General features: G+C 73.1%; 22 protein-coding genes and 1 pseudogene. 14 read left to right on the forward strand and 9 right to left on the reverse strand.

Annotation, left to right across the window (positions count from 1 at the left end):
- Nucleotides 1-1,005 carry a 2Fe-2S iron-sulfur cluster-binding protein gene (locus RF647_RS13150; protein WP_368812092.1) on the reverse strand — a complete coding sequence of 335 codons (1,005 nt, stop codon included), beginning with the start codon at nucleotides 1,003-1,005 and terminating at the stop codon, nucleotides 1-3.
- 9 nt (nucleotides 1,006-1,014) lie between these two features.
- Nucleotides 1,015-2,130: a Rieske 2Fe-2S domain-containing protein gene (locus tag RF647_RS13155; protein ID WP_368812093.1), complete on the reverse strand. Its 1,116-nt coding sequence runs from the start codon at nucleotides 2,128-2,130 to the stop codon at nucleotides 1,015-1,017.
- Between the two features lie 175 nt (nucleotides 2,131-2,305).
- Between RF647_RS13155 and RF647_RS13160 the strand changes: the two genes are divergently transcribed.
- The 5 genes and pseudogenes from RF647_RS13160 to RF647_RS13180 all read left to right on the forward strand — a co-directional run bounded on the left by RF647_RS13160 (nucleotide 2,306) and on the right by RF647_RS13180 (nucleotide 6,032).
- Complete coding sequence (locus tag RF647_RS13160; protein ID WP_368812094.1) at nucleotides 2,306-2,920, forward strand: PadR family transcriptional regulator; 615 nt, start codon at nucleotides 2,306-2,308, stop codon at nucleotides 2,918-2,920.
- A gap of 177 nt (nucleotides 2,921-3,097) precedes the next feature.
- Nucleotides 3,098-4,057: a hypothetical protein gene (locus tag RF647_RS13165; RefSeq protein ID WP_368812095.1), complete on the forward strand. Its 960-nt coding sequence runs from the start codon at nucleotides 3,098-3,100 to the stop codon at nucleotides 4,055-4,057.
- An 86-nt stretch (nucleotides 4,058-4,143) separates the two neighbouring features.
- Nucleotides 4,144-5,193 (forward strand): annotated as a pseudogene (locus tag RF647_RS13170) (alcohol dehydrogenase catalytic domain-containing protein); the annotation flags it as partial.
- A gap of 32 nt (nucleotides 5,194-5,225) precedes the next feature.
- Entirely contained in the window at nucleotides 5,226-5,729 is a 504-nt protein-coding gene (locus tag RF647_RS13175) for a hypothetical protein (RefSeq protein ID WP_126350465.1), read from the forward strand.
- 114 nt (nucleotides 5,730-5,843) lie between these two features.
- Nucleotides 5,844-6,032, forward strand: a complete 189-nt coding sequence (locus RF647_RS13180) for a CsbD family protein (RefSeq protein ID WP_368812096.1) — start codon at nucleotides 5,844-5,846, stop codon at nucleotides 6,030-6,032.
- A gap of 244 nt (nucleotides 6,033-6,276) precedes the next feature.
- On the opposite strand, the gene RF647_RS13185 is transcribed toward RF647_RS13180, so the two are convergent.
- The 4 genes from RF647_RS13185 to RF647_RS13200 form a co-directional block, all read right to left on the reverse strand.
- Nucleotides 6,277-6,666: a CBS domain-containing protein gene (locus RF647_RS13185; protein ID WP_109221844.1), complete on the reverse strand. Its 390-nt coding sequence runs from the start codon at nucleotides 6,664-6,666 to the stop codon at nucleotides 6,277-6,279.
- 57 nt (nucleotides 6,667-6,723) lie between these two features.
- Nucleotides 6,724-7,077, reverse strand: coding sequence for a transcriptional regulator (locus RF647_RS13190; protein ID WP_368812097.1), 354 nt, complete (start codon nucleotides 7,075-7,077; stop codon nucleotides 6,724-6,726).
- Nucleotides 7,074-8,555, reverse strand: a complete 1,482-nt coding sequence (locus RF647_RS13195) for a DUF1538 domain-containing protein (protein WP_368812098.1) — start codon at nucleotides 8,553-8,555, stop codon at nucleotides 7,074-7,076. The genes RF647_RS13190 and RF647_RS13195 overlap by 4 nt, the downstream gene beginning before the upstream one ends.
- 78 nt (nucleotides 8,556-8,633) lie before the next feature.
- A complete protein-coding gene (locus RF647_RS13200; RefSeq protein ID WP_368812099.1) occupies nucleotides 8,634-9,659 on the reverse strand; it encodes a DUF368 domain-containing protein in 1,026 nt (341 codons plus the stop codon).
- A gap of 139 nt (nucleotides 9,660-9,798) precedes the next feature.
- On the opposite strand from RF647_RS13200, the gene RF647_RS13205 reads away from it, so the two are divergent.
- From RF647_RS13205 to RF647_RS13245, 9 genes are all read left to right on the forward strand, one after another.
- On the forward strand, nucleotides 9,799-11,241 hold the full coding sequence (locus RF647_RS13205) for a sodium/glutamate symporter (RefSeq protein ID WP_368812100.1): 1,443 nt from the start codon (nucleotides 9,799-9,801) through the stop codon (nucleotides 11,239-11,241).
- Nucleotides 11,242-11,247: 6 nt separating this feature from the next.
- Nucleotides 11,248-12,006, forward strand: a complete 759-nt coding sequence (locus tag RF647_RS13210; protein ID WP_368812101.1) for a dienelactone hydrolase family protein — start codon at nucleotides 11,248-11,250, stop codon at nucleotides 12,004-12,006.
- A 271-nt stretch (nucleotides 12,007-12,277) separates the two neighbouring features.
- Entirely contained in the window at nucleotides 12,278-12,499 is a 222-nt protein-coding gene (locus RF647_RS13215) for a hypothetical protein (RefSeq protein ID WP_035925329.1), read from the forward strand.
- A 103-nt stretch (nucleotides 12,500-12,602) separates the two neighbouring features.
- Complete coding sequence (locus RF647_RS13220; RefSeq protein ID WP_368812102.1) at nucleotides 12,603-13,475, forward strand: N-acetylglucosamine kinase; 873 nt, start codon at nucleotides 12,603-12,605, stop codon at nucleotides 13,473-13,475.
- A 34-nt stretch (nucleotides 13,476-13,509) separates the two neighbouring features.
- On the forward strand, nucleotides 13,510-14,424 hold the full coding sequence (locus tag RF647_RS13225; protein ID WP_368812103.1) for a DMT family transporter: 915 nt from the start codon (nucleotides 13,510-13,512) through the stop codon (nucleotides 14,422-14,424).
- 45 nt (nucleotides 14,425-14,469) lie between these two features.
- Nucleotides 14,470-14,676, forward strand: coding sequence for a hypothetical protein (locus RF647_RS13230; protein WP_368812104.1), 207 nt, complete (start codon nucleotides 14,470-14,472; stop codon nucleotides 14,674-14,676).
- 55 nt (nucleotides 14,677-14,731) lie between these two features.
- Nucleotides 14,732-15,871, forward strand: coding sequence for an NAD(P)/FAD-dependent oxidoreductase (locus RF647_RS13235; protein ID WP_368812105.1), 1,140 nt, complete (start codon nucleotides 14,732-14,734; stop codon nucleotides 15,869-15,871).
- Nucleotides 15,872-15,954: 83 nt separating this feature from the next.
- Nucleotides 15,955-16,983 (forward strand): ion channel, encoded by a 1,029-nt coding sequence (locus tag RF647_RS13240; RefSeq protein ID WP_368812106.1) that lies wholly within the window; start codon nucleotides 15,955-15,957, stop codon nucleotides 16,981-16,983.
- A 236-nt stretch (nucleotides 16,984-17,219) separates the two neighbouring features.
- Nucleotides 17,220-18,005, forward strand: coding sequence for a VOC family protein (locus tag RF647_RS13245; RefSeq protein WP_368812107.1), 786 nt, complete (start codon nucleotides 17,220-17,222; stop codon nucleotides 18,003-18,005).
- An 18-nt stretch (nucleotides 18,006-18,023) separates the two neighbouring features.
- Here RF647_RS13245 and RF647_RS13250 read toward each other — a convergent pair whose 3' ends face one another.
- The 3 genes from RF647_RS13250 to RF647_RS13260 are packed head-to-tail and all read right to left on the reverse strand — an operon-like array spanning nucleotide 18,024 to nucleotide 19,627.
- Complete coding sequence (locus RF647_RS13250; protein WP_368812108.1) at nucleotides 18,024-18,173, reverse strand: hypothetical protein; 150 nt, start codon at nucleotides 18,171-18,173, stop codon at nucleotides 18,024-18,026.
- Nucleotides 18,174-18,197: 24 nt separating this feature from the next.
- On the reverse strand, nucleotides 18,198-18,836 hold the full coding sequence (locus tag RF647_RS13255) for a hypothetical protein (protein ID WP_368812109.1): 639 nt from the start codon (nucleotides 18,834-18,836) through the stop codon (nucleotides 18,198-18,200).
- Nucleotides 18,833-19,627: a ferritin-like domain-containing protein gene (locus tag RF647_RS13260; protein ID WP_368812110.1), complete on the reverse strand. Its 795-nt coding sequence runs from the start codon at nucleotides 19,625-19,627 to the stop codon at nucleotides 18,833-18,835. Before RF647_RS13260 ends, RF647_RS13255 begins: the two co-directional genes overlap by 4 nt.
- Between the last annotated feature and the right edge of the window lie 15 nt (nucleotides 19,628-19,642).

A 19,642-nucleotide genomic window follows, 5' to 3' on the forward strand; every position in this document is an offset into this window, starting at 1 on the left:
TCAGGGGACGTCGATGGTGAGGACGGCGGCCGGGCGCTCGCCGGGATCGGCCGCCGGTGCGGCGGAGACCACCCGCGAGACGCAGCAGCACATGGACGTGCCGGTCTGCTTCTGCCGGTCCGAGTAGAACACGTCGCGGTGGTCGATCCGCCCGGCCAGGCCGAGGACCTTGACCTGGCAGAGCCCGCACTCGCCCTTGCGGCAGTCGGACATCATGTCGAGGCCCTCCCGCTCGAGGGCCTCGAGCAGGGACTCGTCGGGGCCGACGACGGTCTCGGCGCCCAGCCGGGGGACGCGGACCACGAACGGCTCAGCCTCGAACCAGCCGCTGTTGCCGAAGGTCTCGTAGCGCAGGTTCGTGGGGTCCAGCTCCCGCCCGGCCCAGGCGCGGCGCACCGCGTCCATGAGCCGGATGGGGCCGCACATGTAGAGCTCGGCGCCCTCCGGCACGCCGGCCACGAGGGCCGGGACGTCGAGCGGGCCGCCCTCGTCGTCGACGTGCGCCTCGAGCCGCTCCCCGTGCAGGGCGCGCAGGTCGTCGAGGTAGGCCATGGCGGCGCGGGAGCGGGCGACGTAGACGAGACGGTAGTCCGCGCCGAGCCGGCGCAGCAGCGCCGCCATCCCGGCGATCGCGGTGATGCCGATGCCGCCTGCCAGCAGGACGTAGGACGGGGCCCCCACGCGCAGCGGGAAGTTCTGCAGCGGCTGGGTGATCTCGAGGACCCGCCCGGGCTCGAGGCCGTGCATGAACACGGAGCCGCCGCGGGAGGTGGGGGTGCGGAAGACGCTGACGGCGAGCTGCGCGCCGTCGTCGTCGGCGTCGACCACGGAGTAGGAGCGCACCTGCTGCTCGCCGTGGACGAGGACGCGGACGTCCACGTGCTCGCCCGGCCGCACCGGGCAGGGCTGGTCGGGACGCAGGACGACGCGCCGGATGCCGGCGGCGACGTCCTCGACGGCGACGACGGCGGCGCGCTGCCAGACCTCGTGCTGGGAATCGGCCACGGCCCCTCCTCAGGCCCCGGTGGGAGCGGTCGGGGCGGCGGTGGGGCGGCCCTCGGCCTCGAGCGCCCGCTCGAGGAGGCGGCGCACCCACATCCCGCCCATGTCGATGTTGAGGTTGTAGAACTCGTGCTCGGGGTTGGCGTCGATGGCCGCCTGCTGGGCCTGCAGCATGGCCTCGTCCTCGCCGAACACCCCGTGCACGCCGTTGCGCAGCTCGGTGGTGATGAGCTGGCTCTCCAGGCGGTAGTTGCGCATGAAGGCCCAGAAGTAGTGGCAGGAGCGGTCCGTCTCCGGGGTGATCGTGTTCATCACGTAGCCGTTGACCCCGCGGGAGCGGTCCCCCTCCGGGGCCCCGGTCCCGGCCTCGGCGACGCCGACGTCGATGCAGATGGTGGAGGGGAAGGTGTAGTGGATGATCTGCCAGCGGTCCACCTTGCCCTCGAAGCCCGGGAACTTGTCCCGCATGTTCTTGAGCCAGAAGGGCGGGGCGTCGATGTTGCGCATCCAGCGGGTCACGGTCACGGAGCGCTCGTCGTGGGTGGTCTCGAACTCCGACTCGGACAGCTCGTCCTGGCCGATGCTGGAGGAGTGCACGAACTCCTCGTGGGTGAGGTCCATGAGGTTGTCCAGGACGAGCTGGTAGTTGCAGGGGGCGTGGATGGTCTCGCCGTCGCCGGCCCACTCCGGGCTGTCCATCTGGTGCATGTCGGGCAGCAGGGCGGGGTCCGCCCGCGTGGGGTCGCCGAGCCAGACCCACACGTAGCGGTAGCGCTCGAGCACCGGGTAGGAGGGCACGGTGGCGGAGGGGTTCAGCGTCTCCTGGGCGGGCATCGAGGTGCACCGCCCCGCGGCGTTGTAGCGCAGCCCGTGGTACGGGCACTGGATCTCGTCGCGGCCCACGAGCCGGCCCTGGGACAGCGGGGCGAGCCGGTGCCAGCAGGCGTCCGCCAGGGCCACGGGACGGCCGTCCTCGGTCCGGTACAGGGCCAGCGGACGTCCCGCCACGGTGCGGGAGAGGATGCCCTTGGCGGTGATCTCGTGGTCCCACCCGGCCACGTACCAGGCGTCGAGCGGGTGGGACAGGAGCTTGGCGGTGGAGGTGGTCCTCGTGGCGGCGACGGTCATGGTGCGGTCCTCTGCTGGGCGGTCCGGGGCGAGCACGATCCACTCACTATCTCCATAGATAGTCCGTGGCGCAGGACACACAATACCTATGCCCATAGTGAGTGGCAAGGGTGACGGGCACGGCTCCCGGCTAGGCTCAGCAGGACGACCCCTGCTGCGACGGAAGGAACCGCCCGTGAGCCTCCGCTCGGCCCTGCTGGCACTGCTCTCCTCGGGGCCGCTGACGGGCTACGACGTGGTCAAGCAGTTCAGCTCCTCCGTGGGCCACGTGTGGCACGCCCCCGACTCGCAGATCTACCCGGAGCTGCGCAAGATGCACGCGGAGGGGCTGCTCACGAGCCGCCCCGTCCCGTGGGGCTCGCGCGGGGCCACCAAGACGGAGTACTCGATCACGCCCGAGGGCGAGCGCGCCCTGCGGCAGTGGCAGGACCAGCCGCTCGGCTACGTCCGGGAGCGGGACCCCGCCCACCTGCGGGCCGCCTACTTCGAGTGGGCCTCCCCCGGCGCTGCGGCCGCGCAGCTGCACGCCCACATCGAGCACTACCGGGACCAGCGCGCGCAGGCCCTCCAGCAGATCAGGGCGCTCCAGGACCGCACGAGCCCCACGCTGGCGCGCCGCCTGTCGGCCAACCCCGAGGAGCAGTGGGAGCGGATCACCCGGTTCAAGGTCTTCGCCTACGAGGGACAGGTGGCCCGCGCCGACCAGGAGATCGCCTGGGCCGAGCGCGGCCTGCGGCTGCTCGAGGAGCTGGGCGAGCTGGGCGGGTCCGGGGAGCCCGGCACCGCCTGAGGTCCGGCGGGCCACCGGGCCCCGGGCCGCCCCGGGTCGTGGGGTCCAGGACCGCCCGGGTCGCCGCGTGACGCACCCGCGCCGCGGCCGGCACCGTTCCGGGTCCCGTTCCCGCCCGGCGCACCGGCCGGTGCGTAGGCTGGGCGGACCCCCCTGCCCCCGGCCCCAGGACAGACCATGACCCGTTCGCCGCTGCCCCGCCCCCTCGTCCCGGCCCTGTGCGCCGCGCTCCTCCTGACCGGCTGCGCCCAGGGCGCCGGCAGCGGCTCGGCGGCGACACCGGCGGCGGATGCGTCGCCGTCGTCGGCCGCCCCCTCCCCGACCCCCGTGCCCGAGGAGCCCGCAGAGCTGATCGGCGGGGGCACCGAGGTGTTCCCCGACCGGCGGATGGTCGCCCTGTACGGCCGCCCCGGGACGCCGGCGCTGGGCGTGCTCGGGGAGCAGGGCCCCGAGGAGTCGGCCGTCCGGGCCAAGGAGCTCGCCGCCCAGTACGAGCCCTTCAGCGAGGTGCCGGTGGTCCCCGCGTTCGAGATCATCGCGACCACGGCCTCCGCGGGCCCCGGTGAGGACGGGGACTACTCCGAGGAGCTCCCGGTCGAGGAGCTGCGCCCGTACGTGGAGGCCGCGGCGGAGCACGGCGTCTACGTGGTGCTGGACCTCCAGCCCGGCCGGCAGGACTTCCTGAGCCAGGCGCAGCAGTACCAGGAGCTGCTCGAGCTCCCCAACGTGGGCCTGGCCCTGGACCCGGAGTGGCGGCTGGGACCGGACCAGGTGCACATGGTGCAGATCGGCTCGGTGGACGCCGCGGAGATCAACGCGACCACGGCGTGGCTCGCCGGCCTGACCCGGGACAACGACCTGCCGCAGAAGGTGGTGGTCCTGCACCAGTTCGCGGAGTCGATGATCACGAACCGCCACCTCGTGGACGCCTCCCGCCCGGAGCTCGCACTGGTCCTGCACGCCGACGGCCACGGCACCCCGGAGCTGAAGACAGGGACGTGGGAGCGGCTGCAGCAGGGCCTGCCGGAGGGGATCCGGATGGCGTGGAAGAACTTCTACGACGAGGACACGCCCACCTTCACGCCGGAGGAGACGTCCGCGATCGAGCCGCAGCCATGGTTCGTCTCCTACCAGTGAGCCCTGCCGGCCCGGGATCCTCGCGCCTACGATGAGGACGGGCGGCCCGGCAGCCCGCCGGACCGGCAACCAAGGAGGACCCCACGAAGGCACTCGTCTACCATGGACCGGGCCGCAAGGCCTGGGAGGAGGTCCCGGACCCGACCCTCCAGGACCCCACCGACGTCATCGCGAAGGTCGACACGACCACCATCTGCGGCACCGACCTGCACATCCTCAAGGGCGACGTCCCCGCGGTCGTCGACGGCCGGGTCATCGGCCACGAGGCGGTCGGCACGATCACCGAGGTCGGGGACGCCGTGACCGGGCTGGAGCCCGGCGACCGGATCATCATCCCCGCGGTCACCAACTGCGGGAAGTGCTCCTACTGCAGGAACAACCAGCCCTCCCACTGCCAGACCCTGGGCGGCGTCGGATGGGTGTTCGGGCACCTCATCGACGGCACGCAGGCCGAGTACGTGCGCGTGCCGTTCGCGGAGACCTCCGTGCACAAGGTCCCGGAGGGCCTCGACGACGAGGACGTCCTGTTCCTGACCGACGCCCTGCCCACGGGCTTCGGGATCGGCATCCTCAACGGCAACACGAAGCCCGGCGACACGGTCGCGATCGTGGGCGCGGGGCCGGTGGGCCTGGGCGCGGTCATGACGGCGAACCTCTGCGGCGCCGGGCGCGTCATCACCGTGGACCTCGACGAGCACCGGATGGACAAGGCCCTCGAGCTCGGGGCCACGGACAAGGTCAACGCCGGGGACCCGGACGCCGTCGAGCGGATCAGGGCGCTGTCCCCGGACGGTCTCGGCGTGGACGTGGCCATCGAGGCCGTGGGCGTGCCCCAGACCTTCCGGACCTGCCTGGACGTGGTCCGGCCCTACGGCACCGTGGCCAACGCCGGCGTGCACGGCAAGCCGGTGGAGCTGCCCCTGGACAAAATGTGGATCTCCAACGTGCGGATCAACATGGGCCTGGTCGACTGCCGCACCGTGGGCAACCTGCTCAACATGGTCCGCTCCGGCCGGCTGGACGCGAAGGCGATGGCCACCCACCGCTTCACCATGTCCCGGATGGAGGAGGCCTACGAGCTGTTCGGCAACGCCGCGCAGCACCGGGCGTTGAAGGTGGTGATCACGGCGGACTGAGCAGCCGGCCCGGCGCTTGCTAGCGTGTGGCCGTGCGGACCGACAGACTCCAGAGCCCCCGGCAGCGCAGGACCATCGACCGGCTGGCCCGGTGGCTCGTCCGCGCCCACGGGACCGAGCCGGGATGGGACGCGCTCGTGCTGGACGTCCTGAGCGTGGGCCGGGACCTGCGCCTGCAGGTGCGGGAGGTCCGCGGCGACCGCACGACCCGCCGCCCCGTGGACGCCGAGGGCCTGCGCAGCACCCCGCGCCGGCTGGCCCGGGCCCTCCAGGAGGACTACGCCGATCTCGTGGACGGGTCGTGGCTGTCCGCCACGCTGATCGTCACCGTGGCCGGGCGGCGCTGGCAGCGCCCCGGCGTGGAGCTGGTGCTCAACTACGACGACGACCCCGCCCTCCCGGCGCACGCCCCGCACCCGGTCGCCGCGGAGGACTGGCGCCGGCACCTCGGGCGCTACCGGAGGATGGACCGCAGGATCCCGGCCTGGCTGCGCGAGCGCCTGACCGCGGCCGGCCTCGACGTCCCGGAGCGCTGAGCGGCCGCTGTTCGCCCTGGGGGGAACGCCCCTTCCGAGGCGCCCCGCCTGTTCCCTCAGCATGCTGAGGGGTCTACGCTGGTAGCACCTGTTCACCGACCGGAGGGAGAGCCCATGGGACTCGGAGACAAGTTGAGCAACGCCGCGGAGAAGGCGAGCGGCACCGCTAAGGAGAAGGTCGGCGACGCCACCGACAACCGCGACCTCCAGGCCGAGGGCCAGGCGGACAAGCTGTCCGGCAGCGCCAAGCAGGCCGGCGAGAACGTCAAGGACGCGGGCAAGAACTTCAAGGACGGAATGTAGCAGCACGGTTCAGCCGTCGAACCACCCGGAGGGCCCCGGTGTCACAGTCGACACCGGGGCCCTTCGCCGTGCTCCGCCTCCCCCCGCCGCCGCGAGGGGTCGCGTTCTGCCTCCTGCCACCGCGAGGGGTCGCGTCCTGTCGGAACGCGCCGCTCGTACGGACAGAACACGACCCGTTAGCGCGCGGGACGGCCGCCCGCCGCTCTCGGGGCCCTCGAGGCCGGGGATGTCGCAGGCGGGCCGGTCAGGTGAGGTCGCTGATCAGCCGCGCCAGGATGTCGTTCATCGCCAGCAGCCCGATGAGCTCGTTGCCCTGGACCACCACCAGGCGGTTGAGCCGGAAGCGGGTCATCAGCGCCGCGGCCTGGTTCACGGACAGGTCCTCGCCGACCGTGACCACCGGCTTGACCGCGGCGTCGTAGACGTTGAGGAGGTCCACGTCCCCCTCCTCCGCCACGATGGCCTGCAGCAGCTCGCTGTAGCTGAGCAACCCGTAGCCGTCGTGGGGGTGCTGCGGCTCCACCACCAGGCTCTTGACCTGGCGGGTGCTCATGGTCGACAGCGCCTCCCGCAGGGTGCTGTAGGGGGAGATGGTGATGACGTCGCGCACCATGACGTCCTTGACGGTCAGCACGGGGTTCCTCCTGGGAATCTCGGACGGAGCTCGATCGGGGTTCGGACGGGCGTCGGGTCAGGCGCCCTCGCGGCGCATGTGCTCCTCGAACCGGGCGACCTGCTGCATGTCGATGCCCGTGAGGTGGTCGATGGGGATGCTGAAGGCGATGCCGCGGGAGCCGCCGCCGCCGTCGACGAGCAGGTCGTGCATCACCTTGAGGATGGGCGTGGCCAGGTGCGTGCCCACGACCATCAGGAGCACGGTCTGGGCGCCCTCGAACGTCAGGCCGAAGAAGGTGCGCTTGGTCTCGCCCCCGATGCCCTTGCCCGGGAGGATGGTCACCCCCGTGGCCCCGGCGTGCTGGGCCTGCTCGATGACGGTGTCCTCGAGCTCGTCGGGGGCGATGACCACCACGGCGGTGAACTTCATGTCGGCTCCTTCTGCAGGCGGGGGATCCTCTCCAGGATCATGGCGTACCCGAGCACCGAGATGATCGGGAAGATGGATGCGAAGGCGATCAGGCCGAAGCCATCGATCAGCACGTCCCGGCCCTCGATCGCGCCCGCGAGCCCGATGCCGAGGGCGGTCACGAGGGGCACGGTGACCTCCGAGGTGGTGACGCCGCCGAGGTCGAAGGCGAGGGCCACGATGTGCTTCGGCGCCAGCAGGACCAGGACGATGACCACGGCGTAGGCAGCCATGATCACGTAGTGCAACGGTGCTCCCACGAGGATGCGGTACACGCCCAGGGTGATGCCGACCGCCACGCCGACGGCCACGACGAGCCGGATGGCGGAACCGCTGATCCGGCCCGGCGAGGCCGCCTCGGCCTGCTCGCCGATGGCCACCAGGGCCGGCTCGGCCATGGTCGTGGCGAAGCCGATGAGCAGGGCGAAGAGCAGGATGAGGGCGGGCGCTCCGCGCTCGATCAGCTGCTCCGCCATGATCGTCCCGATGGGGAAGAGCCCCATCTTGAGGCCGACGACGAACGCGTACAGCCCTACGAGGACCATCACGAAGCCCACGGCCACGCGCAGCGGGTGGGCCACGCCGCGCCGCAGCACCACGTACTGGAAGAACAGGACCACGAGCACCATGGGCAGCACGTCCCGGACCATCTCCGCGAGCCCCAGGACGTGCTCCAGGGCCCAGTGCACCGGGGCGCCCCCGGACCCGGCGGCGCCGACGGCCTCGGCGTCGCCGAACGTGTAGACCCAGATCCCGTACAGCTGCACGCCGATCATCGGCACCATGACGCACAGGGCCACGAGGCCGAAGCCGTCCGAGAGCGCGCTGCGGCCCCGGATCGAGTTGGCGAGACCGATCCCGATGGCGGCGATGAGGGGCACAGTGACGATGTTCGTGGTGACGCCGCCGGAGTCGTAGGCGAGGCCCACGATCTCCGGCGGGGCGACGTACGTGGCGACGAGGACGAGCACGTAGCCGGGCAGCAGCAGCCTCTGCACCGCCCAGCCCCGCAGGATGCGCAGGATGCCGAGGACGAGCACCGCGCCCACGGACACGGCGATGACGAGGCGCAGCACGAGGGCGCTGATCCGTCCCTCGCTGACGAGCTCGGCCTGCTCGGCCACGGCGATCAGCGCGGGCTCGGCGACCACGGCGGCGAAGCCGATGGCGAAGCCGAACGGGAGCAGAAGCCCCAGGGCGCCGCGGCGGGCGAACTGGTTGGCCAGGTTCTTGCCGACCGGGAACACGCTGAGGTCGAGGCCCTGCAGGAACAGGGCGATGCCGACGCCCACGACCAGCAGCCCGGCGACGAGCCGCAGGGGCTGCTCCGGAACGTCCCGGAACACGGCCAGCTGGAACACCACGACCACCACCACGATGGGCAGCAGACTCCGCAGGGCCTTCAGGAACTCCCGGGAGAAGTGCGTGAGGTGCTCCATGGGCGCTGCCGGACCTCCTCCGGGGGAGCCGCGGGCGAGGTGTCTCCCGCCAGTCTGTCGCGGCCGGCCCGGGGCCGTCTACCGGGTGCTGTCCGCTGCGTCGTCGCCGGACTCGACGCCGGCGAGCTCCTCCTGGGAGCCGTGCCCGGTGCGCGCCCGGGTGCGGGCGTCGACGGCCAGCAGGGCGAGGACGACGACGCAGCCGGCCGCCGCCGCGAGCAGCTGGACCCACCAGTCCCCCTCGGGGGAGAGCAGCGTGCGGTCCTCGAGCTGCCAGGGCCACAGCGTGCGCAGGGCGCCGAGCATGAGCCCGGTGAGCGCCAGCATGGTGACGCGGTGGTGGTGGTCGAGGAGCCACTGCAGGCCCTTGACGATGACCACCATGCCCAGGACCGCCCCGAGGAAGAACAGGGACAGGTAGCCGAGGTCGAGCTCGTCGACGGCCCGCAGCGTCGGCTGGTAGAGCCCGATCGTCAGGAGTAGGAAGGAGCCGGAGAGCCCGGGGAGCAGCAGCGCGGACACCGCGACCATGGCCGCGAGCACGATGAGCAGCGGCGCGGGGGCCACCGTGGTGGGCGGGACGGACACGAGCACGAACGCGAGCACGGCCGCGAGCGCCACGACGGCGGCGTCCCGGGCCCGCAGGGCCCCGCCCGCCAGGCGGAGGGGCACCCCGATGGAGGCCAGGACCATGCCGAAGAACAGCGCCCGCATGGTGACGGGGTACTCCTCGACGAGGTGGCTCATGGGCCCGGCCACGGTGAGCAGGGCCGCGACCATGCCGATCACCACGGGCACCACGATCCGCCAGTGGACCCGGGCCAGGTGGTGCCGCACCCCGGCGGCGCGGTCGGGCCCGAGCAGCGCCCGCCTGCCGGCGGAGACCACGTGCCCGGCGGAGTTGATGAGCTCATCGTAGATGCCGACCACGAGGGCCACGGTGCCGCCGCTGACCCCGGGGACGGTCTCGACCACGCCGATGAGCGCGCCGCGCACCACGTTGCCCGGGATGCTGCGGCGGACCTCCCCGCCGGGGGTGGTCGTGGCGGTGGTCGTGGTGGCCGGCGGTGTCGAGGGACGGTCCGGGGGCGACGAGGGCGTCACAGGTGCTCCTGGGCAGGGGAAGAGGGGACGCCTGCCAGGGTACCGGGGCGGGCGCCCGCCCCGGCGGCCCCGGGTGTGCCGCCGGACACGCGTGCGTAGACTGGCCCGACCGCACGAGCCTTCGACCCAGGAGCCCGCCATGAGCCCCGACCACGTCGGTTTCGCCCTGATCCTGCTGGCAGCGCTGTTCCTCGTGGGGAAGTGGTTGCGGGTCCGGGTGCGATGGATCCAGAAGATCTTCCTGCCCAGCTCCATCATCGCGGGCTTCCTCGCCCTGCTCGCCGGCCCCCAGGTCCTGGGCCGGGCCGGGGAGGCCGCCGGGGTCGGCTGGCTCGCGGACGGGGGCGTGTTCACCCCGGAGATCCTCGAGGTCTGGGCCGCCCTGCCCAGCCTGCTCATCAGCGTGGTCTTCGCGACGCTCTTCCTCGGGGCGCCCATCCCCGGTCCGCGGCGCGTCGCCCGGCTCGCCGGCCCGCAGCTGTCGGTGGGTCTCGCCTTCGGCTCCGGCCAGTACGTCGTCGGCCTGCTGCTGGTGATCGCGGTCCTCGGTCCCCTGTTCGGGATCTCCCCCATGGCCGGGGCCCTCATCGAGATCGGCTTCGAGGGCGGCCACGGCACCGCGGCCGGGATGCGCCCCGTGATGGAGGAGCTCGGCTTCGAGGAGGGCGCGGACCTGGCCCTGGGCATGGCCACGATCGGCCTGGTGGGCGGCATCGTCATCGGGATCGCCGTCATCAACTGGGGTGTGCGCACCGGGCGCACCAAGGTGCTCAAGGGCAACGTGGAGCAGTCCGTCGAGGAGCAGAAGGGCCTCTACCGCCGGGACGAGAACATCCCCGCGGCCATGATGACCTCCCGGCCGGCCTCGATCGAGCCGCTGACCCTGCACGTGGCCGTGGTGGGCATCGCGATTCTCATCGGCTACCTCATCCTCACGGCCCTGCAGTGGGTCGAGCAGGCCCTGTGGGCGGACACCGTGGAGCTGCTCGCGTTCGTGCCCCTGTTCCCGCTCGCCATGCTGGGCGGCGTGGTGGTGCAGCTGGTCATGGACTGGCGGGGCATCGGCCACCTGCTGGACCACCAGATGATGCTGCGCATCCAGGGGCTCGCCCTCGACTTCCTGATCCTCGCCGCGATTGCGACCCTGTCCCTCACCGCGATCGCCGCGAACTGGGAGGTCTTCCTGGTCCTGTCCGTCGCCGGCGTCGTCTTCTGCACCGGCTTCCTGCTCCTCTTCGTGCCCAAGGTCATCCCCGACTACTGGCTCGAGCGCGGCATCGCGGACTTCGGCCAGTCCATGGGCGTGACCGCCACCGGCCTCATCCTGATGCGCATCGCCGACCCGCACGACGAGAGCCCGGCGATGGAGGCCTTCGGCTACAAGCAGCTGTTCTTCGAACCGTTCTTCGGCGGCGGGCTGATCACCGCCGCCTCGGTGCCGCTGATCTACCAGTTCGGCCCGTGGCCGTTGCTCGTCGTGATGTCGGTGCTGTTCGTGGTGGCGCTGGTCGGCGGCATGTCCTACCGCCGCCGGCTCGTGGCGGCCGGCTCCGCCGACGCCGTGCACGCCCGGCAGGCCTGACGGGCCATGAGCGACGTCCTCGTGGCCACCGGTCACGGGCAGATGCCCGTCCACGTGGCGGTGCCCGACGGCCCGGGGCCCTGGCCCGGGGTGGTGCTCGTGCACGACTTCACCGGGATGAGCCAGGACCTGCGCCACCAGGCGGACTGGCTGGCGGGCACGGGGTTCCTCGCCGTGGCCCCGGACCTCTTCCACTGGGGCGGCCGACTCCGCTGCCTGCGCACGATTATGAAGGACATCGGCGCCCGCCGGGGACGCACGTTCGACGACGTCGAGGCGGCGCGGTCCTGGCTCACCGCGCGCCCCGACTGCACGGGCCGGATCGGGGTCGTCGGCTTCTGCATGGGCGGCGGCTACGCGCTCGCCCTCGCCGTGGAGCACGGGTTCTCGGCCGCGAGCACGAACTACGGCGGGTGCCCCGAGGGCGCCGAGCAGTGGCTCCCGGACGCCTGCCCCATCGTGGGCAGCTACGGCGGGGCGGACACCACTCCCCTGGGCGCCGACGCCGGCCGCCGCCTGGAGGGCATCCTCACGGAGACCGAGGTGGCGCACGACATCAGGATCTACCCCGGGGTGGGTCACGGCTTCATGAACGACCACGACCCCGAGGACCTCTCGCCGATGCTGCGGGTGCTCGGCCGGTTCAGCCGCACGGCCTACGACGATCCGGCCACCCAGGACGCCCGGCGCCGGATCGTCGCGTTCTTCGACCGGCACCTGCGGGAGCCGGCCGATCCGGACGGAGCGCAGGACTCCGAGGGCTGAGCACCCGGCGCGAGGGCGCGCACGACACGGATGAGGGTGTGCGACGACGAATTCGTGACGTGTTGTTGTTCACGCGCCCGGCCGGGACGGCCGTCACAGAACGCCGCCCTCGAGACCCCTCCGGCAACCGTTGCAGGTTGCCGACCGGACGGGGGTGTGACGAAGGTCAAGACCCGCGGGCCGTTTGTCAAATCGAGGTTGCTGCGCAGGTCACCGCGGACAGTGCACCATGGAAGCACACATGAACGAAGACTTGATGGGAGGTGGCGGAATGACCGCTGCTGAGAAGTGGATGACCGACCTGAGCCAAATCCAGCCCGGTGACCGGCTCGAGATCTGGGACGAGTTCTACGAGAGCTGCGTCGGCACCGTGGGGCAGGTCTCGCACCCCCTGGGCGTCCTGTGGGTCCTGGAGGCCGGCACCGGCGTCCGCCGGCTGTTCTCCTTCGAGGACTGCCGCCTGCGCCCCGCGCCCCTGGCCCTCGCGGCCTGACCGGACACGGTCCACGACGCCCGATCGGGCCGGTTCGCACCGGCGCCCGGTCGGGCGTCGTCGTGCCCTGGGCCTGCCCGGCCGCGCACGGCAGGATGGACCCATGACCATCCTCATCGGCCTGGACATCGGCGGCACCACGACCCACGGCCTGCGGGCCGAGGACGGCCTCCCGGTGCAGGAGGCCGTCGGCGGCAGCGCCAACGTGCAGAACGTCAGCTTCGCCCAGGCCTCCCGCGCCCTGGCCGGCGTCCTCGGTGAGCTGGGCGCCTCCGCCGCGGACGTGGTCGTGGCGGGGGCGGGCGGCGTCGACACGCCCGCGGACGCCGAGGCGCTGCGCGCGCTCATCGCCCCGCACACGGGTGCGGCGCGGATCGTCGTCGTGCACGACACCCGGCTGGTCCTGGCCGCCGGCGGGTGCAGCACCGGCATCGCGGTCATCGCCGGCACCGGCTCCGCCGCCTGGGGCGCCGCCCCGGACGGCCGGGAGGCCCGGGCCGGCGGCTGGGGGCACCTGCTGGGCGACGAGGGCAGCGGCTACTGGCTGGGCCGGGAACTCGTGCGCCGCGCCCTCGCCCGGCTCGACGACGGGCTGCGACCCGACGCCCTGGACCGGGCAGTGCTGGCGCACTGCGGGATTCCCGAGCCCGGTCAGCTCATCGAGCGCTTCCACAGCGGCGCGGACCGCGGGTTCTGGGCCGGGCTCTCCCGGGTCGCCTTCGAGGTCGCGGCGCACGACGACGACGCCCTGCAGCTGGTGGAGCGCGCGGCCGGCGCGCTGGCCGACCTCGCCGCCACCGTGTCCCGGCGGCTGGAACTGACCGGCCCCGTGGTGGTGGGCGGTGGCCTGGCACGGCACCAGCCGATGCTGCGGGACCGGCTGCAGCAGGCCGTCGCGGCCCGCGGTCTCGGGGAGCTGCGGGTGCTCGAGCGCGATCCCGTGCACGGCGCCCTGCGTCTCGGCGAGCGCCGGTGACGGCAGAGCCGCCGGGGAGCTCTACCCTGAACGGGTGACCACCCTCGCTCCCGCCCGCGGCCCCCGGCTGCGCCCGACCCTCTACGTGCTGGCCGCCGTCGTCTCCGTCCAGTTCGGCGGGGCCCTCGCCGCCGTCCTGGTGCCCCTGATCGGGGCGTCCGCCACGGTGACCATGCGGCTGCTCATCAGCGCCGCGATCATGCTGGCCGTCATCCGGCCGCGGCTGCGCGGCCGGAGCCGGGAGGCGTGGCGGTCCGGCCTGTTCTTCGGGGCGGCCCTGGCCGGCATGAACTTCGCCTTCTACCAGTCCCTGGCCACCCTCCCGCTGGGCGTGGCCGTGACCATCGAGTTCCTGGGCCCCCTTGCCCTGTCCGCCGTGCTCTCCCGCCGCGGCCGGGATGTCCTCGCCGTGGCGGCGGCCCTGGGCGGGATCGTGCTCATCTCCCAGGCCCTCACCGTGCCGTGGGCGGAGCTCGACCTCGCCGGCATCGCCTGGGCGGCGCTGGCCGGGGCGGGCTGGGCCGCCTACATCCTGGGCAGCCGTTCCGCGGGCCGGCACTTCGACCAGCTGGACGGTCTCGCCGTGGCCCTGGTCGTGGCGGCGGTCCTGGTCACCCCGGTGGGTGTCCTCACGGCGCACGTCCCCGCCCTGACGTGGGGCGTGCTGGGCGCGGGGGTGGGGATCGCGATGCTCTCCTCCGTGGTCCCCTACTCCCTCGAGCTGCTCGCACTGCGGGCCATCCCGCCCAAGGTCTTCGGGATTCTGCTGAGCCTGGAGCCCGCGGTCGCGGCCCTCGCCGGGCTGCTGGTGCTCGGGCAGGCGCTCACGGGCCTGCAGCTCGTGGGCATGGGTCTGGTCGTGACCGCGAGCGCCGTGGTCATGGTGGGCGGGAGCTCCCCCGAGCTCGCCGCGGACGCCGCGGCGGACCCGGCGGCCCGCGAAAACTGATCAGTCCCCTGTTCAATGTCGGACGGCCGTGATGGGATGGAGACCATGGAAGCCAACGAGATCATGGACCGCATCCGCTCCGCCCGGGACCACGCCCTGGAGCAGGAGCGCGAGGAGCGCAGCAACATCGCGAACGCCGACACCGCGGACAAGCAGGGCGCGGCGAGCGTGCGCCTGGCCACCCGGCAGGCCGTGCGGGAGGCCTTCGACGACATCCTCGGCGAGAGCACCGACCCCGGGCAGGACGGCTGAGCGCCCGGACGGCCGCGCGCTCGACCGGCGTGACGAGCGTCCCCGGAGTCCTCCGGTGACCCGCACGGCCGTGGTCGGCGCGGGCATCGTGGGCCTGGCCGCCGCCCACGCCCTGCGGGCGCGCGGCGCCGACGTGACCCTGTACGAGTCCGGGCCGCCCGGCGGCGGGCAGTCCGCCGGGCAGGGCCGGATCTTCCGGCACGCCCACGAGGACCCCCGGCTGGTGGCGCTGGTCGCCCGCAGCCGGGCCCTGTGGCGGAAGTGGGAGCTGGAGTTCGGCGTCGAGCTGGTCTCCCCCGACGGCGCCGTGGCGATCGGGGACGGCGTCGAGGACAAGCTCCGCACCCTGGAGCCGTTCGAGGACGTCCCCGTGCGGCGCCTGTCATCCGAGGAGCTGCACGAGCGGCTGCCGCTGCTGGCCGACTGGACCGGCCCGGCGATGCTCGACGTCCGCGGCGGTGCCATCCGCACCCTCGCCGCCGTCGCGGCGCTGTCGCGCCGGCTCGAGGGATCGATGCTGCGCGAGCACGTGCTCACGGTCCGGCGCACGGGCACGGGGGCGGTGGAGGTGCGCACCGGGACCACCTGCGAGACCTACGACCACGTGGTGCTGTGCGCCGGCCGGGGCACCGCCCCACTGGCCCGCGGCGCCGGGCTCGACCTGCCCGTGGAGGTGGGCGCCCACGTCCGCCTCACGTTCGCCCTGGCCCCGGACGGGCCGGCCCATCACGGCTCGGTCCCGGACGGAGCGCCCCCGGGTGTCGCCCGAGGCCTGCCGACCTTCCAGGACGGCAGCGGGGCCTTCGGCGAGACCGGCGTGTACGCCGCGCCGTATCCGGACGGCCGCCACTTCTCGGTGGGCCTCAGCGCCGACACGCCCGCCCACCCGGACGGCGGCCTCGCCGATCCCGCGGCGCTCGCCGCCCTGGCCGACCGGGCCGTGGCCTACGTGCGGCGCGCCCTGCCCGGCCTGGACCCGCGGCCGGTCGACCACGTGCACTGCTGGGTCACCCGGCTGCCCTGGGGCGACGACGGCGTGGGGATCTGGTCCGAGGACGGGCTCACCGCCCTGGCCGGACACAACCTGTTCAAGCAGGCCCCCGCGCTCGGCGAGGCGCTCGCGGAGACCGTGCTGATCGGCACGGTCCCCGGCCATCTCCGGCACGAGGAGCGGCTGGGCCGTCCGGCCGGCTGAGGCCGCCGCACCGCGCCGTGGTGGCCGCCGACGCGGATCGGCGTAGGCTCGGTGGGGGCCCGCCGACAGACAGGAGACCACCGGTGCCGTTCATCCTGGCTCGTCTGGTCCGCCGGCTCGGCCGCTTGCGGGCCTGGGGGTTGCCGTTGCTGATCATTGCCACGGTGTTCCTCACCAGCTGGCCGCTGATGGCCTGGGCCGAGCCCCCCGAGAACACGATCAGCGCGGCGGAGAACTACTGGTGGTGGTTCCTGGTCACCGCCTCCACCGTGGGCTACGGCGACTTCTTCCCCACCACTCTCGGCGGCCACCTGGTCGGTGTGTACGTCATCGTCGGCGGCATCGCCACGCTGACCATCATCTTCACCAGGATCGCCGCCGCGATCGAGAACGCGAAGGGACAGCGCATGAAGGGCCGGATCGACCTCGGCATGTCGGACCATCTGGTGATCCTCGGCCACACGGCCGGCCGCACCGAGCGGCTCGTGCAGGAGCTCACCGGGGACGGCACCGGGCCCATCGCGCTGTGCGCGTGGGAGGACGTGCCGCAGCACCCGATGCCCGAGCACCCTGGTGTCGGGTTCGTCCGCGGGGACCTCGCCGACGAGGCCGTGCTGCGCCGCGCGGACCTGCACCGCGCGGCACGCGTCCTCGTCGACGCACGCGACGACAACGAGGCCCTCACGCTCACCGTGGCGGTCACGCACGTGAACCCGGACGCCCACGTCGTTGTGACGCTGCGCGACATGGGCCGGGCCCGCAACTTCTCCTACGTCGACGACGACGTGCGGTGCGTGCAGTGGCACTCGCCGCGCCTGGCGACCGAAGAGCTGCAGGACCCGGGCATCGCCGCGGTCTACGCCGAGCTGATGACCCACGGCGGACGGAACACCTACAGCGCCCGGCTGCCCGCGGAGCTGGCCGGCAGCGGCTTCGGATGGGTGCAGGAGGCCATGGGTCGCAGATTCGGCGCCACCGTGCTCGCCGTCCAGCACGACGGCGCGCTGCTCGACCCGGAGTGGGAGACCCCGTTGCCGGAGGGCTCCGTGCTGTACTACGTGGGCCGGCGCCGTCTCTCGGCGGAGGAGATCGCCGGCTGCAGCTCGGCCTGAGGCGGACGCCCGGGGTCCCCGGCCTCGTCCTCCCCCGGCCGCACCCACCTCGTCGAACAGGCCTCCGCGCTCGGCGGGACGCCGGCAAGAGCCGTGCGGAGCGGGCCGTTAGCGCGTCCGACCGGGCCCCTAGCCTGGAACGTGTCGGAGGTCACAGCGCGCCGTGTCCGGGTCCCGGACCCCGCGGAGGACCCCCGGCGGCACCGTTGCACCCGACCCCCGGAAGGACCCCCGTCATGACGACGCACACCGAACCCTGGCCGGCCGGCACGCCCTGCTGGGTGGACCTGATGGCCTCCGACCTGGGCCGCGCCCAGGCCTTCTACCGCGACGTGCTCGGTTGGACCTACTCCGAGTCCCAGCCCGAGTACGGCGGCTACTGCAACGCCCTGCTCGACGGGCGGGCGGTCGCCGGTCTCTCCCCCACCATGGAGGGCATGGAGAGCGCCCCGCACGTGTGGTCGGTCTCCCTGGCCACCGAGAACATCTCCGCCCACGCCGCCCGGGCGGTCGAGGCCGGGGCCACACCGGTGTACGAGCCTATGGAGGTCGGACCCTTCGGCTCCATGGGGATGTATGTCGACCGCACCGGGGCGGCCTTCGGCATGTGGCAGGCCCACGAGCACACCGGCTTCGGCGCGTACGGGGAGCCCGGCGCGGTGACCTGGTGCGACCTCATGACCGACGACCCTGCCGCCGCCCAGGGCTTCTACGCCGCGGTCTTCGGCTACACGTACCAGGACATCGGCGACGAGAACATGCCCTACGCCCTGTTCACCGTTCCCGGCGGGCAGATGCCCGCCGGCGGCATCGGCGGTCTCGACCCCCAGGCCGGTGACGCACAGCCCGGCTGGTCGGTCGCTTTCCAGGTCGAGGACGTCGACGCCGCCGTGCGGCGCGTGCGCGAGGCCGGAGGGTCGGTCGACCGGGAGCCCTTCGACTTCGAGTACGGGCGGATGGCGGTCGTCGCCGGGCCCGACCGGGAGGTCTTCATGGTGATGACGCCGAAGGAGGACATGTAACCCCTGCGCCGGGGCGCCTCAGGCCCGGTCGAGGCGCCCCAGCGCCGCGGCGACCGGTCGGGCGCCGGCCAGGCCGGGGAGAGCGGCGAGATCCTCGTCGAGTCCCAGCAGGCCGGCACGGGCGGCCGGATCGGCGAACAGCCGGCGGACCCAGACCCCGGCCGGCACGGGGGCGCAGTAGCGGGTGCCCGGCTAGCGCCACCGGGCGGTCCCGGAACGCGCCAGTCGGCGCGCGTTCGCGCTGCGGACCAGCCGCGTCCCGGCCTCCTCGGCGAAGAACACCAGGTGCCGTTCCTTGAGGCGCACGATCTCGAGGGCCGTCCCGGCCAGCCGGGGCTCGGTGGCGCCCAGTCGGTGGTAGACCGCGGCGAGCACGGCGGTGTCGAGCCCTCCGGTGGCCATCTGTCCCCCGGTGACGTCGGCGCCCAGGAGGTTGCTCGCCACCGCGCCGATCGTCGGCCGGGCCCGCTCGTCCCAGCTCCGCCGCCACCGCCCTCCGGCCGTGTCGCGGGGTTCCCGCGCCACGCGCCCGTTGGCGGCGAGGACCGCGGCGAGGGTCTCGGCGAGCCAGTGCTGCTCGTAGGCCCACGCGGTGAGGAAGGCGGTCACCCGGGACTCGGCGTGGGTGGGGGTGACCAGGAGGTCCCGCAGCCGGTCCAGCAGACCGCGTTCGACGCACCACAGGTGCGCCAGCACGTCGAGCGTCTCGGGCGAGAGCCCGCGCAGGCTCTCCGGGTCGAGGTCCGCGGGGCGCAGCTCGTGCGGGTCGCGCGCGAAGGCGCGCACGTCGAACCGGGAGCCGGGCACGTCGAACGCGGCGCTCGCACTCACGCCGGCACGCCCCGGGCGTCCAGGGCGTCGGCCACGACGGTCAGGCCCGCCATCCCGGGCAGCTTCGCGATCTGGCGGTCGATGGCCTCGACCTCCTTGCGGCCCGCCGCCCCGGAGAAGAGGTGGCCCATGACGTGGGTGACCTCGTCCTCGGGCGAGACGCCGGAGCCGACGGGCTGCCAGGCCGTGCGCAGGGCCAGGCGGGCCAGTTTTTGTGCCTTCGGGTTGTCCTGCAGCCGGTCGCGCGCCTGGGTCGTGTAGAACGCGATGTGCTTGGTCTCCTGCGCGGCGATGCGCCGCAGCAGCGGGGCGAGCATCGGGTGGTCCTCGAGCGCGGCCAGACGCCGGTAGGCGGCGGCCGCGGACCGCTCGTTCACCGCGCCCCAGAGCATGTGCACGGCGACGAAGTCCGCGCCCACGACGTTGGACAGCAGCGACTGCTTGACGGGGCCGACCCGGTCGCGCCAACCGAGCTTGACCCGCTTGGCCTTGAGCTCGTCGAAGGCCACGGTGATGCCGTGCAGGGCCAGGACGTGGGCGAGGGCCTCGCCGTGCCAGAACTCCTCCCGGTTCCACATGGTCATGAAGGTGCTGACCTCCGGGTCCTTGCGGGAGGGGCTGACGAGCATGTCCCGCAGATAGCAGACGGTGTGGAACTCGACGTCGCACATGTACCGCAGCGTGCGCAGCGTCTCCGGGGGCAGGGGGTCCTCGCGCAGCGCGTCGAGCCCCAGGTCTCCCCAGTTCAGACTGGTGGACTCCTCGGCGAACCGGTCGATGTCGAAGGCCATGACGCCTCTTCTCCT

The sequence above is a fragment of the Kocuria sp. CPCC 205263 genome (assembly GCF_040981075.1).
Classification (GTDB): domain Bacteria; phylum Actinomycetota; class Actinomycetes; order Actinomycetales; family Micrococcaceae; genus Kocuria; species Kocuria rosea.

Bases quoted from the DNA above. Each gene is read 5' to 3' on its own strand.
- RF647_RS13155 (WP_368812093.1), bottom strand. From the start codon at position 2,130: ATGACCGTCGCCGCCACGAGGACCACCTCCACCGCCAAGCTCCTGTCC.
- RF647_RS13165 (WP_368812095.1), top strand. From the start codon at position 3,098: ATGACCCGTTCGCCGCTGCCCCGCCCCCTCGTCCCGGCCCTGTGCGCC.
- RF647_RS13180 (WP_368812096.1), top strand. From the start codon at position 5,844: ATGGGACTCGGAGACAAGTTGAGCAACGCCGCGGAGAAGGCGAGCGGC.
- RF647_RS13190 (WP_368812097.1), bottom strand. From the start codon at position 7,077: ATGAAGTTCACCGCCGTGGTGGTCATCGCCCCCGACGAGCTCGAGGAC.
- RF647_RS13195 (WP_368812098.1), bottom strand. From the start codon at position 8,555: ATGGAGCACCTCACGCACTTCTCCCGGGAGTTCCTGAAGGCCCTGCGG.
- RF647_RS13205 (WP_368812100.1), top strand. From the start codon at position 9,799: ATGAGCCCCGACCACGTCGGTTTCGCCCTGATCCTGCTGGCAGCGCTG.
- RF647_RS13210 (WP_368812101.1), top strand. From the start codon at position 11,248: ATGAGCGACGTCCTCGTGGCCACCGGTCACGGGCAGATGCCCGTCCAC.
- RF647_RS13215 (WP_035925329.1), top strand. From the start codon at position 12,278: ATGACCGCTGCTGAGAAGTGGATGACCGACCTGAGCCAAATCCAGCCC.
- RF647_RS13220 (WP_368812102.1), top strand. From the start codon at position 12,603: ATGACCATCCTCATCGGCCTGGACATCGGCGGCACCACGACCCACGGC.
- RF647_RS13230 (WP_368812104.1), top strand. From the start codon at position 14,470: ATGGAAGCCAACGAGATCATGGACCGCATCCGCTCCGCCCGGGACCAC.
- RF647_RS13245 (WP_368812107.1), top strand. From the start codon at position 17,220: ATGACGACGCACACCGAACCCTGGCCGGCCGGCACGCCCTGCTGGGTG.
- RF647_RS13260 (WP_368812110.1), bottom strand. From the start codon at position 19,627: ATGGCCTTCGACATCGACCGGTTCGCCGAGGAGTCCACCAGTCTGAAC.